This is a genomic window from Kitasatospora sp. NPDC023176 (genome assembly GCF_055560495.1).
In genome coordinates, this window is sequence record NZ_JBVHIP010000005.1 from 28,545 (window position 1) to 44,662 (window position 16,118).

Consider the following 16,118-nt stretch of genomic DNA (forward strand, 5'->3'; position numbering starts at 1 on the left):
ATCGGGCGCGCTCCCTGGTTACCCTCGCGAGAGGGCGTCCTCGTGCGGGGGCACCCCCGTGGAGGGGCGTCCGCACGGAGGGGCATCCTCATGGAGGGGCATCCCCGTCCGCGATCGGTCACCCCGGCAGGGGCACCTCGCGGGAGAGGGCGCCCGTAGGGACGGAGACGGACGGAGACGCAGCGTGGCACGCACCCCCGGCCAGGCGGCCCGGCGCGACCCCGACTGGGAGGGGGTCCGGCTGCACGTGGTCAGCGGCAAGGGCGGCACCGGGAAGACCACGCTGGCCGCCGCGCTGGCCCTGGCCCTGGCCGCCGAGGGCGGCCGGGTGCTGCTGATCGAGGTCGAGGGGCGGCAGGGCATCGCCGAACTGTTCGGGATCGCCGCGCTCCCGTACGAGGAGCGCCGGATCGCCTCGGTCTCCCGCCCCCAGCTGGGGCTGCCGGCCGGGGAGGGCGGGCCCGGCGAGGTCCTCGCGCTGGCGATCGACACCGAGCAGGCGCTGCTCGAGTACCTGGAGATGTTCTACAAGCTCGGCCGGGCCGGCAAGGCGCTGCAGAAGGTCGGCTTCGTCGACTTCGCCACCACCATCGCCCCCGGTGTGCGGGACGTGCTGCTCACCGGCAAGGCCTGCGAGGCGGCCCGCCGCAAGGGCCCGGACGGGCGGCGCCGGTACGACGCGGTGGTGATGGACGCCCCGCCGACCGGGCGGATCACCCGCTTCCTGAACGTCAACTCCGAGGTCGCCGGGCTGGCCCGGATCGGCCCGATACACACCCAGGCGCAGGCCGTGATGCGGGTGCTGCGGTCCCCGGAGACCGCCGTGCACCTGGTCACCCTGCTGGAGGAGATGCCGGTGCAGGAGACGGTCGACGGCATCGCGGAGCTGCGCGAGGCGAAGCTGCCGGTGGGCGGGGTGATGGTCAACATGGTCCGGCCGCCGGTGCTGGACGCGGCCGCGGTCGCCGCAGTGGACGGGGACCACCGGGAGGAGGTGGCCCTGGCCCTCGGCGAGGCCGGGCTGGGGGGCCGCTCGCGCAAGGCGGAGACGGTCCGGACGGCGGTGGAGCCGCTGATCGATCCGCTGCTGGAGCAGGCCAGGGAGCACGCCGAGCGGGTCGAGCTGGAGCGCGAACAGCGCGCCGACCTGCAGCAGCTGCGGCTCCCGACGTACGAACTCCCGTTGCTGGGCGAGGGCGTGGACCTCGGCGGGCTGTACCGGCTGGCGGGCGAACTGAAGCGGCAGGGGGCGGCATGACTCCGGCGAACGGCGGCACGGCTTCGGGCAAGGGCGGCACGGCCTCCGCGCACGATGGCGGGACCGCGCGAAGCGGTGGCGCGGCCGCGGCGAGCGGCGGTGTGCGGGGCACCGGCAGCCGGCTCGCGGTGGACGAGCTGATCGACAGTCCGAAGACCAGGATCATCGTCTGCTGCGGCTCCGGCGGCGTCGGCAAGACCACCACCGCCGCGGCGATCGGCCTGCGGGCCGCCGAACGCGGCCGCAAGGTCGTGGTACTGACCATCGACCCGGCCCGACGGCTCGCCCAGTCGATGGGTCTGACCGAGCTGGACAACACCCCCCGGGTGGTCGAGGGGGTGGCCGGGGACGGCCGGCTCCACGCCATGATGCTCGACATGAAGCGGACCTTCGACGAGGTCGTGCTGGCCCACGCCGAGCCCGAACGGGCCAAGGCGATCATGGAGAACCCCTTCTACCAGTCCCTGTCGGCCGGCTTCGCGGGCACCCAGGAGTACATGGCGATGGAGAAGCTCGGGCAGCTGCGCGCCGCCGAGGAGTGGGACCTCATCGTCGTGGACACCCCGCCGTCCCGCTCGGCGCTGGACTTCCTGGACGCCCCCAACCGGCTCGGGTCCTTCCTGGACGGCCGGGTGATCCGCATCCTGACCGCGCCGGCCAAGGTCGGCGGCCGTAGCGCGATGCGGTTCCTCAACGCCGGGATGGGCCTGCTCACCGGCGCCCTGGGCAAGATCTTCGGCGCCCAGCTGCTCACCGACGTGCAGACCTTCGTCAGCGCGATGGACTCGATGTTCGGCGGCTTCCGGGAGCGCGCCGACCGCACCTACCAGCTGCTGAAGGCGCCCGGCACGGCGTTCCTGGTGGTGGCGGCGCCGGAGCGGGACGCGCTGCGCGAGGCGGCGTACTTCGTCGACCGGCTCGCCGCCGACCGGATGCCGCTGGCCGGGCTGGTGCTCAACCGGGTGCACAGCACGGGCGCCCCGCAGCTCACCGCGGAACGGGCGCTGGCGGCGGCCGAGGCCCTGGAGGAGAACGGCTCGGAGCACTCCTCGCCCGAGGCGGAGCTGCTCGCGGCCGGGCTGCTGCGGCTGCACGCCGAGCGGATGCAGATCATGGGGCGCGAGCGGCGCACCCGGGACCGCTTCGTCTCGGTGTACCCGGACGTGCCGATCGTGGAGGTGGCGGCGCTGCCGGGCGACGTGCACGACCTGGACGGGCTGCGGGCCATCGGGGACCGGCTCAACGGCGCGGTGTAGTCCCGGCCGGAGCGGGATCGACCCGGAAGGGGACGGGCTCCCTCAGGGGGATCGAGCCGGAAGGGGACGGGCTCCCTCAGGGGGATCGAGCCGGAAGGGGACGGGCTCCCTCAGGGGGATCGAGCCGGGAGGGGACGGGCTCCCTCAGTAGGGTCACCCCCGGGAGGGGACGGGCTTCCCGGAACGGGATGAGCCCGGGCCGTGGGGTGCGGCCATCGCGGCCGAACCGGTGCGGCCGGGCTCAGCCCGCCTGGGCGTAGTCCGTCAGTATCACGCCGGTCGCGAGGGACTCCTCGTACTCGGTGCGGGCCGTCTCCAGCAGCCTCCGCCAGGAGATGACCGTCGGGCGGCGGCGCAGCAGCGCACGGCGCTCGCGCTCCGTCATCCCGCCCCACACCCCGAACTCCACCCGGTTGTCCAGCGCGTCCGCGAGGCACTCCGTCCGGACGGGGCAACCGCTGCACACCGCCTTCGCCCGGTTCTGTGCCGCCCCCTGGACGAACAGTTCGTCCGGATCACTCGTGCGGCAGGCGGCCTGCGCACTCCAGTCGTCAACCCAGCCCATGCCGGCGCCGTCCTCTCCCGATGATTCGAGGCTCCCCCACGGCGGCAACGGCATATTCACCGTTGCCAGTTGAGGACGTTACGGAAGAAGGACTGCTTGCAACAGCCCCTTCGGGCTCAATCTCGAATGACCCGATCGGACTATGGGTATCGGTCATCTCACTCGTTGGAGTGATCGCAGGTCGCGGGCCTTGCCAGCCGCGAGGCCCCCACTCTCGCCGCAGGCGCCGTCACTGAGCGCAACCGTTCACTCGAACGCCACAGGGCCCAGCCGCCTCAAAACCCGTACAAGGGTGGGCAATTCGGGCAACTCTCTCCACTCACAAGAGTGAACGATGTTGACGCACCGAAGCTGTCGCAAGCTTGTGACAAGCCTAGGCGAACACCTGCCCCTATGTGCGGGAATCGGGGACGTAGGGTTCTCCTCATGGCACCGAAGCGCCCCCAGGCATCCCAGCCCCCAGGCAGTCCCGGAGCTCCGCGACGCAAGAGCGGCGGATCACCGATGGACCACGTCGGCAACGGCGTGAAGTTCCTGGGCGTCAGCGTGCTCTCCGGAGTCCTGCTGGCAGGACTCGCCCTGCCTGCCGTCGGCGCCATGGGGCTGACCGCCAAGGACACGGCGGAGAGCTTCCAGAACATCCCCGACGACTTCAAGACCCCGCCGCTCACCCAGGCCACCCAGATCTTCGACGCCAAGGGCGGCCTGATCGCCAAGGTCTACGAGCGCGACCGCACCGTCCTCACCGCCGACCAGATGTCGCCGTTCATGCGACACGCCCAGGTGGACATCGAGGACGCCCGGTTCTACGAGCACGGCGCCGTCGACCTCAAGGGCATCCTGCGCGCGGTCGGCAAGAACGCGGAGAGCGGCAGCGCCTCCCAGGGCGCCTCCACACTGACCCAGCAGTACGTGAAGAACGTCAACGTGGAGAAGGCCGGCGACGACCAGGCCGCCGTCCTGGAGGCCCAGCGCAAGACCCTGGGCCGCAAGATCCAGGAGCTCAAGGTCGCGATCAAGCTGGAGGAGGACCTGACCAAGGATCAGATCCTCACCAACTACCTCAACATCACCTTCTACGGCCACCAGGCCTACGGGGTCGAGGCCGCGTCCCAGCGCTACTTCAGCAAGAGCAACAAGGACCTGACCGTCGCCGAGGCCGCCACGCTGGCCGGCCTGGTCCAGAACCCGTCGCAGTACGACCCGGTGCGTTACCCCGACAACACGATCAAGCGCCGCAACGTCGTCATCGACAAGATGCTGGAGAACAAGCACATCACCGCCGACCAGGCGAAGGAGGCGAAGGCCGCCCCGCTGGGTCTGAAGTACAAGGACCCGCAGAACGGCTGCATCACCGCCCAGGCCGGCATGGGCTTCTTCTGCGACTACGTCCGCCACGTCGTCAAGCAGGACCCGGCCTTCGGCAAGAACGCCGACGACCGGAAGAAGCTGTGGGACACCGGCGGTCTGAACATCTACACCACGCTGGACCCGGACAAGCAGGCCGCCGCCCAGAACGCCGTCACCAAGAAGGTCAACGTGACCGACCAGGTGTCGGCCGCGGCGACCATGATGGAGCCCGGCACCGGCAAGATCCTGGCGATGGCCCAGACCCGCCCGTACGGCCTGGACCCGAACAAGAACCAGACCGTCGTCAACCTCAACGTCGACGCCTCGATGGGCGGCGGCAACGGCTTCCAGACCGGTTCGACCTTCAAGCCGATCCTCGCCGCGGCGGCGCTGGAGGCGGGCATGTCGAACACCCAGTCGTTCCCGTCCGAGAACAAGATCGACTACCCCCAGATGTCGACCTGCAACGGCACCTGGAAGAACACCGACAAGCCCAAGGCCACGGTGAAGAACGAGTCGGCCAGTGAGGTCGGCCCGTACGAGCTCAAGCAGGCCATGGCGCTCTCGGTCAACACCTACTTCGTGGAGATGGAGCAGCAGGTCGGCCTCTGCGCCATGAAGCAGATGGCCAACAAGGTGGGCATCACCCAGTCCGCGAAGGGCGACCAGTTCCAGGAGGTGCCCTCGATGGTCCTCGGCACCCTGGAGCTCTCCCCGCTGACCATGGCGAACGTCTACGCGACCTTCGCCGCCCGCGGCAAGTACTGCACCCCGATCGCGATCAACAAGATCACCACGGTGGACGGCAAGGACCTCAAGGTCCCGCAGTCCCAGTGCAACCAGGTCTTCTCCGAGCAGACCGCGGACTCGGTCAACACCGTGCTGCTCAACGTGACCGAGAAGGGCACCGCGGCCGCCCTCGGCCTCGACGACGGCCGCAAGATCGCCGGCAAGACCGGAACCACCGACGAGAAGAAGGCCGCCTGGTTCGACGGCTACACCCCGTCGCTGGCCACCGCGGTCTGGCTCGGCGGCCCGGCCGGCGGCGTCAAGATGAAGAACATCAACATCGGCGGCAAGCACTTCGACGAGGTGTTCGGCGCCGACGGCCCCGGCCCGATCTGGCAGATGGCCATGAACCAGGCACTCAAGGGCACGCCGCTGGAGCCCATCCAGACCACCAACATCCCGGACCCGCAGCCGGCCACTCCCCCCGCGGGCGCCACCCCGACCACCGACCCCAACGCCCCGCAGCAGCCGGCCGGCCAGAACCCGCCGCCGCCGCCCGCACAGGGCAACGGCAACGGGGCCGGCGGCCCCGGTGGGGTGATAGGAGGAGGGTTCACCCTCCCGCCCGGCATGATCGGCGGCGGCGGGAACGGCAACGGCGGCAAGCACGGCGGCGGCAACGGCTGACCTGGCCCGTCCCCGCAGACGGCGAAGGGGCGCCCTCCGGATGATCCGGAGGGCGCCCCTTCGATGTGTCGGCGGGCTGCCCGCAGCAGCGTGGCCTTCGCGGCGTACCGCTCAGACCAGCGCGGCCTTCACGGCGGCGGCCACCCGGCCGCCCTCGGCCAGACCGTCCACCTTCGGCTTCACCAGCTTCATCACGGCGCCCATCGCCTGCGGGCCGCTCGCCCCGCTCTCGGCCACCGCGGCGGCCACGATCGCGGCCAGCTCCTCGTCCGAGAGCTGCTTGGGCAGGTAGCCCGCCAGCAGCTCGCCCTCGGCCCGCTCACGCGCGGCCTGGTCGACCCGGCCGGCCTGGTCGAAGGCCTCGGCCGCCTCCCGGCGCTTCTTCGCCTCGCGGGCGATCACCCGCTGCACCTCGTCGTCGGACAGCTGGCGCTTCTCCTTGCCCGCCACCTCCTCCGCGGTGACAGCGGACAGCGTGAGCCGGATGGTGGACGAGCGCAGCTCGTCCCGGTCCCTGATGGCAGCCGTGAGGTCCTCCTGCAGCTGCGCCTTGAGCGTCGTCATGGCCACGAGTCTCCCACCTGGGGCGTACCGTCGCTTGCCATTAACCGCCGGCCGTCACCGCCGGGATCCGTCACCACCTACGCTGGTCACATGACCGCAGGAGACGGCGCCCCGGAACCCCCGACCGGTCTGGTCCTCACCGCCCCCGGCGGCACCCGCTTCCACGTCGATCCCGGCGCCCTCTGCCTCGAACTGCTCACCACCGGCGGCCCCGGCCCCTGCGCCCGGCACGAGGCGCCGCACCACCCGGCCGACCTCACCCGCCGGCTCCCGCACTCCCGGCTCCCGCACTCCCGCCTGCGACTGCCCGCCGGCACCTCCCGGCCCGGACGGCGCCGCTGGTGCTCCATGGAACACTGCGGCAACCGCCACAAGGTCCGGGCCCTGCGCGCCCGGCGCGCCCGGCCCGAGACCGGGCAGCCCCCGCCCGCACCCGCCCCGGAGACCGCGCCCCCGGCGGCCGACCGGCCGTTCACCACCTGATCCACCGTCTGAGAGCATGGGCTGATGCGACCGCTGTACTCCGTCCCCCTCGGTGTCGCCGCCGCCGGCGCCGCCTGCCTCGCCTACTCCGTCGGGTACGAGGTCCGTGCCTTCCGGCTCCGCCGGGTCGAGGTCCCCGTCCTGCCCCACGGCGCCAAGCCCATCCGGGTCCTCCAGGTGTCCGACATCCACATGGTGAGCGGACAGGGCAAGAAGCAGCGCTGGCTGCAGAGCCTGGCCGGGCTGCGCCCCGACCTGGTGGTCAACACCGGCGACAACCTCTCCGACCCGCTCGGCGTCCCGGCCACCCTCGACGCGCTCGGGCCGCTCATGGACTTCCCCGGCGTCTACGTCTTCGGATCCAACGACTACTACGGCCCCGCCCGCAAGAACCCCGCCCGCTACCTCCAGGCCATGCGCAGCGGCGTCCACGGCATGAACAACCCCGACGGCACCGGCAACCGGGGCATCTCCGGCGCCGTGCACAACCCCTGGGAGAAGCTCCGCGACGGCTTCGACGCGGCCGGCTGGCTCGACCTCACCAACACCCGCGGCCGCCTCACCGTCAACGGCCTCGACCTCGAGTTCACCGGCCTCGACGACCCGCACATCCGCCGCGACCGCTACGCCGAGGTCACCGGCGGCCCCTCCGCCGACGCCGACCTCTCCCTCGCTGTCGTCCACGCGCCCTACCTGCGCGTCCTCGACGCCTTCACCGCCGACCGCTACCCGCTGATCCTGGCCGGCCACACCCACGGCGGCCAGCTCTGCATCCCCTTCTACGGCGCCCTGGTCACCAACTGCGACCTCGACACCCGCCGCGTCAAGGGCCTCTCCACCCACCAGGCCGGCGGCCACCGCTCCTACCTCCACGTCTCCGCCGGCTGCGGCACCAACCGCTACACCCCGATCCGCTTCGCCTGCCCCCCGGAAGCCACCCTCCTCACCCTCACCCCCGCCGCCACCCCCCGCTGACCCCCACCGGACGCCCGCTCGAAACCGGATTTCGTGTCTCGGCGAGCGTCCGGTAGAGTTCTACTCGTCGCGAAGGAGACGGAGCGACAAACAGAAAGACCGGGGTGTGGCGCAGCTTGGTAGCGCGCTTCGTTCGGGACGAAGAGGCCGTGGGTTCAAATCCCGCCACCCCGACCCAGTAACACCAGCTCAGGGCCGGTGTCCCGCAAGGGACACCGGCCCTGACTTTTTCTCCCGGGGCGCTCTGGAGAATCCCGGGAGAAAGCCTCCGGGAAGGCGCTCTCCCGGGTTGTCACTGAGGCGCCCTCAGCGAGGCATCGAGAACCCCCACGGTCGGGCCGGGCGATACCGCCCGCCGAGTCCGTTGCCGTGTCCGGGGGCCGGGGAGCGGCCGGGACCACGAGCGACGTGATCGTCTTCGCCGGCGTGGGCGGCAGACCCGTGGCCGGGCCCGTACCAGAGGCAGAGCCGCGCTCGTGACCGGCTTGGGCCGCCGAGTGCCGGTGCGGGGCGTCCGTGGGCACGGGGAACCGCCGCCGCTCGCCGGTGACGGGCCCCTCCGGGGGGAGGAGTGCTGGTGGGAGCAGGACCGGTGCGGGCGGCGGCGGGTCAGAGGGTGGTGGGGAGGGCGGTGCGGGAGGTGATGCCGAGTTTGGGGTAGGCCTTGTAGAGGTGGTGGGCGACGGTGCGGGGGCTGAGGAAGAGTTGGGCGGCGATGTCGCGGTTGGTGAGGCCGGCGGCGGCGAGGCGGGCGATCTGGAGTTCCTGGGGGGTCAGGGGGTTCGGGGTGGTGTGGGGGGTCTGGGCCGGGGCGGGGGTACCGGTGGCGGAGAGTTCGGTGCGGGCGCGGGTCGCCCAGGGGTGGGCGGCGAGGCGGTCGAAGGTTTCCAGGGCGGCCGTGAGGTGGGGGCGGGCGTCGGTGCGGCGGCGGGTGCGGCGGAGCCATTCGCCGTAGAGGAGAGCGGTGCGGGCGTGTTCGAAGGGGCGGTGGGTGGTGGCGTGCAGGTCGAGGGCGGCGAGGTAGGCGGGTTCGGCGAGTTCGTCGGGGCCGAGCAGGGCCTGGCAGCGCAGGCGTAGGGCTTCGGCCCAGGGGCGGTCCGCGGCGCGGGTCCAGCGGGCGAAGCGTTCGTAGGGCTCGGCGGCGCGGTCCGGGGTGCCGAGGCGGACGGCGGCTTCGACCAGGTCGGGGACGGCGCGGGTGGCGCTGACGTGGTGCCGGTGGGGGCCGGTGGTGAGGGCGTGCAAGCGGTCGGCGGCGCCGGCGGCGCGGCCCTGGCCGAGGTCGAGCAGGGCGAGTGCCCAGTGGGCCCAGGGGCGGCCGGCGGCGGGGGCGGCGGTCTGCGGGCCGGTGGTGGCGAGGGCGGTGGTGGCCAGTTCGGTGCAGCGTTCGGTGCGGCCGTCGAGGGCGGCCAGGTAGGCGAGCAGGGCGCTGAGTTGGCTGACCCACTGGTGCTGGCCGGTGTCCTGGGCGAGGGCGAGGGCTTCGGTGGCGGTGAGTTCGGCGTCGGCGTGGCGGCCGTGGAAGAGTTCGGCCTCGGCGAGGAAGAACTGCAGGGTGGGCATCACCCCGAGGGTGCCCTTGGCGCGGGCTTCGGCGACGAGTTCGCCGCCGAGCTCGACGGTCTCCTCGTCGCGGCCGAGGACGAGGGTGGCGCCGCAGAGTTGGACCAGGTCGGCGGGGCTCTCGGCGCCGGCCCGGCGGGCGGCTTCGACGGCCTCCCGGGCGGGCGGCGGCGCGGCGGTGCCCCGGCCGAGGGCGGGGAGGACGGCGGCGGGCAGGTAGCGGGCGAGCGGGGCGAGGGGGTCGCCGGCGGGCAGGGGGAGGGCGGCGAGCCGGTCGAGGACCTCGGCGACCGGCTCCTCCCCGGCGTACCAGGCGGCGTGGAAGGCCTGGACCAGCATCCGGGCGGCGTGGGCGGGTTCGACGGCTTCGGCGGCCGCGGCGGTGCCGCCGGCGGCGAGCGCGAGGGCGGCGTCGGTCAGCAGCCGGTAGGCGGTCGGGTAGGAGCCGCGCCAGAAGTGCGCGGTGGCCCGGACGTGGTCCAGCAGGGCGTGGGCGAGGACGCTGTCGGTACGGCCGGCGGCCTCGTCGGCGAGTGCTTCGGCGCGCTCCAACTCGCCTTCCTCGGTGGCGGCTTCGGCGGCCAGCACGAGTCGGCGGGTGGCGGCGTCGCGGTCGGGGGTGAGCCGGGCGGCGCGTTCGTAGGCGGCCGCGCCGCCGTGGCCGCCGCGCCGGCCGGTGCGGACGGCGGTGCGTTCCAGCGCGTCGGCGAGGCGGGCGTCGGGGGCGGTGGCGGCGAGGGCGAGGTGCCAGGTGCGGCGGTCGCCGTCCGGCAGTGCCCCGGCGATGGCCCGGTGGACGGTCAACCGCTGCTGGTGCGGGGCGCGTTGGAGGATCGCGGAGCGCAGCAGCGGGTGGCGGAAGGCGATCCGGCGGTCGGGGGTGACGGTGACCAGGCCGGATTCCTCGGCGGGGGTGAGGTGTTCGGCGTCGACGCCGAGCGCGGCCGCGGCGGGCAGCAGGACGTCCAGTTCGCCGCTCTCCTCGACGGCGGCGACCAGCAGCAGGGTCTGGGTGGCCGGGGGCAGTCCGGTGACCTGGCCGTGGAAGGCGATCAGCAGGCGGCTGGTGAGCGGCAGGCCGTCGGCCGTGTGGGCCTGCGGCCCGGTGGCGATGGGGAGTTCGGTGAGGGCGAGCGGGTTCCCGGCGGCTTCGGCGAGCAGTCGGTCGCGGACGGCGGCGGGCAGGTCGGGGCCGGCCCGTTCGGTGAGCAGCCGGGTGGCGTCGGTGTCGGCCAGGGCGGCCACCCGTAGTTCGGGCAGGCCGAGTCGGTGGTCGGCTGGGGCGCCGGGCTCGGTGCGGGCGGCGAGCAGCAGGGCGACGCCTTCGGCCTGGAGGCGCCGGGCGGCGAGCAGCAGGGCGTCCAGGGAGGCGCGGTCCAGCCACTGGACGTCGTCGAGTACGCACAGCAGCGGCTGGTCGGCGGCGAGTTCGGCGAGCAGTCCGAGGGTGGCGAGGCCGACCAGCAGCCGGTCGGCGGGCGCGACGCCCGGGCCGTCGGAGCCGGCAGTCGCGATGCCGGGGCCGTCGGGCCCCGCCGCCGGAAGCGCGTCGCCGAGTCCGAACGCCGCCTCCAGGGCGCGCCGTTGCGGCCCAGGCAGGGCGTCCAGCCGGTCCAGGGCGGGTGTCAGCAGCAGGCTCAGCCCGGCGAAGGGCAGTTCGGCCTCGTACTCGACGCCCGCCGCCCGGATCACCCGGAACGTCCGGCCGGCCCGGGCGACGGCGTCGTCGAGCAGGGCGGTCTTGCCGATGCCCGCCTCGCCCCGGAGCAGCAGCGCCCCGCTGCGTCCGGTCCGCGCCTGTGCCAACAGTCCGTCCACGGCGGCCTGTTCGTGTTCCCTCCCGTACAGCATGCCCCGACCCTATCGAGCCGGCCGCCGGCGCTCCGGCACAACGGCGCAACGGCCCACGTGGGCGGGCGGACACCACGCCCTCGCGGCTGGACGGACACCGCGCCTACGTAGGCCGGGCGGATACCTACGTACCCCCATGCCGATCCGTGACTGATTCGCCCGCCGGCGCCCGTCCCTACCTTTGTGAGCAGCGGGAACGACCCGCCAACCGCCCACCGGAACACGGGAGATGACCATGACCGAGATCACCGCCGCCGCCCTCCAGCAGCTCGCCGAGCGCTACCTGGCGGTCTGGAACGAGACCGACCCGGCCGCCCGCCGCAAGCTGATCGACGAGGTGTGGGCCGAGGACGGCCGCTACACCGACCCGCTGGCCGCGGTCGCCGGCCGGGACGCGATCGACGCGCTGATCGGCGCGGCCCAGGCCCAGTTCCCGGGGCTGGAGTTCACCCTCGGCCCGGTGGACGCGCACCACGACATCGCCCGGTTCACCTGGAACCTCGGCCCGGCCGGCGCCGAGCCGGTGGTGATCGGCTTCGACGTGCTGGCGGCCACCCCGGAGGGCCGGATCGGCACCGTGCACGGCTTCCTGGACCGCGTGCCGGGCGTCTGAGCCCGCGAACGGACCGGCCCCAGGGGCGCCGTACCCCCACGGCGGCGCCCCGCCCCCGTCCCGCACCCGCACCGCCCTTCCCCGCCCCGCCCCGCCCCCAGCAACTCCGCAGTAGCGCCCCCTGGAGGAGAGCCGAGATGAGCACCGCCCTGGACACCCGCCGCCGCGTCGCGGCCGCCCCGGCGGCACCCGCCGCCCCCGGGGGCCTGCTGCCGGTCGTCCTCACCGCCACCTTCATGACCGCCCTCGACACCTTCGTCGTCAACGTCGCCGTCCCCTCCGTGCAGGCCGATCTGGGTGCGGGCCCGGCGGTGGTCCAGTGGGTGATGGCCGGGTTCGGCCTGGCCCTCGCCGTCGGGCTGGTCACGGCCGGCCGGCTCGGCGACCGGTACGGCCGGCGCCGGGTGTTCGCGCTCGGCCTGGCCCTGTTCACCCTCGCCTCGGCGGGCTGCGGCCTCGCCCCCACCGCCGCCACGCTGGTCGGCGCCCGGGTCGCGCAGGGCCTGGCGGCCGCGCTGATGGGCCCGCAGGTGCTGGCGATCCTGCGGACGGCGTTCGAGGGCGCCGCCCAGGCCCGGGCCTTCGCCCGGTACGGGCTGACCATGGGCATCGGCGCGGTGTTCGGCCAGCTGATCGGCGGGCTGCTGATCCGCGCGGACCTCTTCGGCCTCGGCTGGCGCAGCTGCTTCCTGATCAACCTGCCGATCGGGTTGGCCGCGCTGGCGGCCGTCCGCCGCTGCCTGCCGGAGTCGCGGGCCCCCCAGCGGCCGGGGCTGGACCCGGTCGGGGTGCTGCTGGCGACCGTCGCGCTGACCGCCCTGGTGCTGCCGCTGATCCAGGGCCCGAGCCTCGGCTGGCCGCTGTGGACGGTGCTCTGCCTCGCCGCCGCGGCCGTCCTGCTGGTCGGGTTCGCCGTCCACCAGCACCGCACCACCGCCACCGGCACCCCGCTCGTGGACACCCGGCTGTTCCGCGGCCGGGCCTTCGCCACCGGGCTGCTCGCCCAGTTGGCCTTCTGGCTCGGCCAGGCCTCGTTCTTCCTGGTGCTCGCCCTGCACCTGCAGCTGGGCCGCGGGCTGGACGCGCTCGGCGCCGGGCTGGTGTTCACCGCGATCGGCCTCGGGTACCTGCTCACCTCGAACGCCACCCACCGGGTCACCGCCCGCCTCGGCGAGCCCCGCACGATCACCGTCGGCGGTCTGCTGATGGCCGCCGGACTGGGCCTGCTCGCCCTCACCGCGTACGGCGCGGCGGACGGCAGCGTGTGGTGGCTGGCGCCCGGGCTGTTCGTCGACGGCCTCGGCATGGGCCTGGTGATCGCCCCGGTCACCAGCGTCGCCCTGGCGGCCGTCGAGCCACGGCTGGCCGGTGCGGCGGCGGGGGCGGTGGCCACGGTGCAGCAGGTCGGCGGCGCCGTCGGGATCGCGCTGATCGGCCTGGTCTACTACGGCGCCGGCGACCCGACCGCGGCCTTCGGGCGCAGCGTGGCGGTGCTGGCGGTGCTGGAACTGGTGCTGGTGGGGCTGGTCCGGCTGCTGCCGCGCCGTTCCTGAGCCGCGGACGACCTGAGCCGCGGACGATCTGAACCTCGGACGACCTGAGCTGCGGACAATCTGGTACGCGGACGACCCCCGGACGGCCCCGAACGCTCCCGTTCGGGGCCGTCCGGCTTCGCACGGGTGAGCGGGCGGGTGTGGGCAACCCCGCCCGCCCGTTCCGTTCCCTCGCCCCGATCGGGTTGGATGGTCGGATGAGCGAGGAGAAGAGCGCCGTGCCGGCGTGGGAGCAGCGGTTCAGGGCGGCCCGGGTGTCACTGCCGGACTGGGCCGAGGACGCCCCCGACCGGGCGCTGTACGTGTCCAACGCGACCGGCACCTACGAGGTCTACGCCTGGGACCGCGCCACCGGCGGCCACCGCCGGGTCACCGACCGCCCGAACGGCACCACCGACGCCGAGCTGTCCCCGGACGGCGCCTGGGTCTGGTGGTTCGACGACCACGACGGCGACGAGTTCGGCGTCTGGCGCCGCCAGCCCTTCGCGGGCGGCCCGGACGAGGAGGCCGTGCCTGGCCTCGCCGCCTCCTACTCGGCCGGCCTGGCGCTGGGCCGGGACGGCACGGTGGTCGTCGGCCGGTCCACCGACGAGGACGGCACCACCCTGCACCTGCGCCGCCCGGGCGCGGCCGAGCCGGTCGAGATCTACCGGCACGAGGAGTACGGCGGCGTCGGCGACCTCAGCCACGACGCCACCCTGCTCGCCATCGACCACACCGAGCACGGCGACGCGATGCACTCCGCCATCCGGGTGGTCCGGCTCACCGCGGACGGGGTCGAGACCGTCCGCGAGCTGGACGAGGTCACCGGCCGGGACGAGCCGCGCGGCGTGGCCTGCCTGGGCTTCGCCCCGGTCGACGGCGACACCCGCCTGCTGGTCGCCCACCAGCGCACCGGCCGCTGGGAGCCGATGATCTGGGACGTCGCCACCGGCGCCGAGACCGCCCTCCCGCTGCGCGACGAGCAGGGCCGCGAGCTGCCCGGCGACGTCTCCGCGCAGTGGCGCCCGGGCGCCGCGGAGCTGCTGGTCGAGCACGAGTACGAGGCGCGCAGCGAGCTGTTCACGTACTCCCTCGCGGAGGGCCGGCTGACCCGCCTGGAGACCCCGCGCGGCACCGTCGGCGGCGCCACCGCCCGCCCGGACGGCACCGTCGAGTACCTGTGGTCCTCGGCCGCCGAGCCCTCCGCCGTCCGCTCCACCGCCGGCGCGGTGGTGCTGCGGGCGCCCGGCCCGGTGCCGCCCGGTTCCGTCCCGGTCGAGGACGTCTGGGTGGACGGGCCCGGCGGGCGGGTGCACGCCCTGGTGCAGCGCCCGCGAACGGCCGGCCCGGGCCCGTACCCGACCGTCTTCGAGATCCACGGCGGCCCGACCCACCACGACAGCGACTCCTTCGCGGCCGGTCCGGCGGCCTGGCTGGACCACGGCTTCGCGGTGGTCCGGGTCAACTACCGCGGCTCGACCGGCTACGGCCAGGCCTGGACGGACGCGCTGCACGAGCGGATCGGCCTGATCGAGCTGGAGGACATCGCGGCCGTCCGGGAGTGGGCGGTCGCCAGTGGCCTGGCCGACCCCGGCCGGCTGGTGCTCACCGGCGGCAGCTGGGGCGGCTACCTGACCCTGCTCGGCCTGGGCGTGCAGCCCGACAGCTGGTCGGTGGGCGTGGCCGCGGTGCCGGTCGCGGACTACCACACCGCGTACGCCGACGAGATGGAGGCGCTGAAGTCGCTGGACCGCACGCTCTTCGGCGGCACCCCGGAGGAGGTGCCGGAGCGCTTCACCGCCTCCTCGCCGTTGACGTACGTCGACCAGGTGCGGGTGCCGGTGTACATCAGCGCCGGGGTCAACGACCCGCGCTGCCCCATCCGGCAGATCGAGAACTACGTCGAGCGGCTGGAGCGGCTCGGCAAGCCGCACGAGGTGTACCGGTACGACGCCGGACACGGCTCGCTGGTGGTGGAGGAGCGGATCAGGCAGCTGCGGCTGGAGATCGACTTCGTCCGGCGTCACCTCGGCCTCCCGGACGGCAGCACCGGAGGCGCCGGGTGAGGCGTCTGCTGACGCTCGCGGGGGCGGCGGTGGCCGGGGTGCTGGTGCTCAGCGGCTGCTCGGGCTCGCACGGCGACGAGGCGGCCTGCCCGCCGCCCCCAGCCAAGCCGCGGGCGGCGAGCCCGTCGGCCGCCGTACCGGCGCCAGCTCCGGCTCCGACCGCGCCCACCGGCTCGGCGACGAGGGCGAGCGCGGTGGGCGCCGGGTCGTCCGTCGTCCGGGCGGAGTTCGAGCCGGGCGCGAACGGGCCGACCGCGAACGGGCCGGGCGCGGACGAGGACCTCGCCGCGCGCAGCGGGTCGCACGGCGGGAGCGGCTCGTCCGGATCCAAGGGCTCCGGGTCCAAGAGCTCCGGGTCCAAGAACTCCGGCTCCAAGGGCTCGTCCGGATCGACCGGCGGCAGCACCACGCACCACCACATCGACCACTACGGCATGACGGGCGGAGCCGCCGGCCGCGGCCACTGCGCCGGCGGGAGCAAGCCGGTGGGTGAGGACGTGGCGTCGCCGTTCGGCGACGATCCGAGCCCGGCCGCCCCGTCGCACTCCCCCGCCCCGGCCCAGGTGCCGGTCGCGACACCGGCCAAGCCGGCGCCCTCGCCCACCGGCAAGCCGGCGAAGTAG

At 74.0% G+C, this 16,118-nt stretch carries 12 protein-coding genes and 1 tRNA gene; 10 read left to right on the plus strand and 3 right to left on the minus strand.

Annotated features, from left to right (window positions below; all coding sequences use genetic code 11):
* Positions 1-184 precede the first annotated feature (184 nt).
* On the plus strand, positions 185-1,258 hold the full coding sequence (gene bagA, locus ACZ3YL_RS09780; protein WP_188304581.1) for an ATPase BagA: 1,074 nt from the start codon (positions 185-187) through the stop codon (positions 1,256-1,258).
* Entirely contained in the window at positions 1,255-2,514 is a 1,260-nt protein-coding gene (gene bagB, locus ACZ3YL_RS09785; RefSeq protein WP_188304582.1) for an ATPase BagB, read from the plus strand. The genes bagA and bagB overlap by 4 nt, the downstream gene beginning before the upstream one ends.
* A 241-nt stretch (positions 2,515-2,755) precedes the next feature.
* On the opposite strand, the gene ACZ3YL_RS09790 is transcribed toward bagB, so the two are convergent.
* Positions 2,756-3,079, minus strand: a complete 324-nt coding sequence (locus ACZ3YL_RS09790) for a WhiB family transcriptional regulator (RefSeq protein WP_030240986.1) — start codon at positions 3,077-3,079, stop codon at positions 2,756-2,758.
* A gap of 504 nt (positions 3,080-3,583) precedes the next feature.
* Between ACZ3YL_RS09790 and ACZ3YL_RS09795 the strand changes: the two genes are divergently transcribed.
* Positions 3,584-5,845, plus strand: coding sequence for a transglycosylase domain-containing protein (locus tag ACZ3YL_RS09795; protein WP_465656499.1), 2,262 nt, complete (start codon positions 3,584-3,586; stop codon positions 5,843-5,845).
* Positions 5,846-5,956: 111 nt separating this feature from the next.
* Here the strand turns inward: ACZ3YL_RS09795 and ACZ3YL_RS09800 are convergent, their stop codons facing one another.
* On the minus strand, positions 5,957-6,409 hold the full coding sequence (locus ACZ3YL_RS09800; protein WP_188304584.1) for a GatB/YqeY domain-containing protein: 453 nt from the start codon (positions 6,407-6,409) through the stop codon (positions 5,957-5,959).
* Positions 6,410-6,499: 90 nt separating this feature from the next.
* Here ACZ3YL_RS09800 and ACZ3YL_RS09805 point away from each other — a divergent pair, with 90 nt between their 5' ends.
* The 3 genes from ACZ3YL_RS09805 (at position 6,500) to ACZ3YL_RS09815 (ending at position 8,041) form a co-directional block, all read left to right on the plus strand.
* Complete coding sequence (locus tag ACZ3YL_RS09805; protein ID WP_465656501.1) at positions 6,500-6,892, plus strand: CGNR zinc finger domain-containing protein; 393 nt, start codon at positions 6,500-6,502, stop codon at positions 6,890-6,892.
* 24 nt (positions 6,893-6,916) lie between these two features.
* The gene (locus tag ACZ3YL_RS09810) at positions 6,917-7,867 is read left to right on the plus strand and encodes a metallophosphoesterase (RefSeq protein ID WP_188304585.1); all 951 of its coding nucleotides are present in this window, start codon (positions 6,917-6,919) and stop codon (positions 7,865-7,867) included.
* A 100-nt stretch (positions 7,868-7,967) separates the two neighbouring features.
* Positions 7,968-8,041 (plus strand) — tRNA-Pro (locus ACZ3YL_RS09815).
* Between the two features lie 435 nt (positions 8,042-8,476).
* Here the strand turns inward: ACZ3YL_RS09815 and ACZ3YL_RS09820 are convergent.
* Positions 8,477-11,281, minus strand: coding sequence for an ATP-binding protein (locus ACZ3YL_RS09820; protein WP_465656503.1), 2,805 nt, complete (start codon positions 11,279-11,281; stop codon positions 8,477-8,479).
* Positions 11,282-11,516: 235 nt separating this feature from the next.
* Between ACZ3YL_RS09820 and ACZ3YL_RS09825 the strand changes: the two genes are divergently transcribed.
* The 4 genes from ACZ3YL_RS09825 to ACZ3YL_RS09840 all read left to right on the plus strand — a co-directional run bounded on the left by ACZ3YL_RS09825 (position 11,517) and on the right by ACZ3YL_RS09840 (position 16,118).
* On the plus strand, positions 11,517-11,894 hold the full coding sequence (locus ACZ3YL_RS09825) for a nuclear transport factor 2 family protein (protein ID WP_188307285.1): 378 nt from the start codon (positions 11,517-11,519) through the stop codon (positions 11,892-11,894).
* A 137-nt stretch (positions 11,895-12,031) separates the two neighbouring features.
* Positions 12,032-13,447, plus strand: coding sequence for an MFS transporter (locus tag ACZ3YL_RS09830; protein WP_465656505.1), 1,416 nt, complete (start codon positions 12,032-12,034; stop codon positions 13,445-13,447).
* A 197-nt stretch (positions 13,448-13,644) separates the two neighbouring features.
* Complete coding sequence (locus ACZ3YL_RS09835; protein ID WP_188307283.1) at positions 13,645-15,495, plus strand: S9 family peptidase; 1,851 nt, start codon at positions 13,645-13,647, stop codon at positions 15,493-15,495.
* Entirely contained in the window at positions 15,492-16,118 is a 627-nt protein-coding gene (locus ACZ3YL_RS09840; protein ID WP_465656507.1) for a hypothetical protein, read from the plus strand. Before ACZ3YL_RS09835 ends, ACZ3YL_RS09840 begins: the two co-directional genes overlap by 4 nt.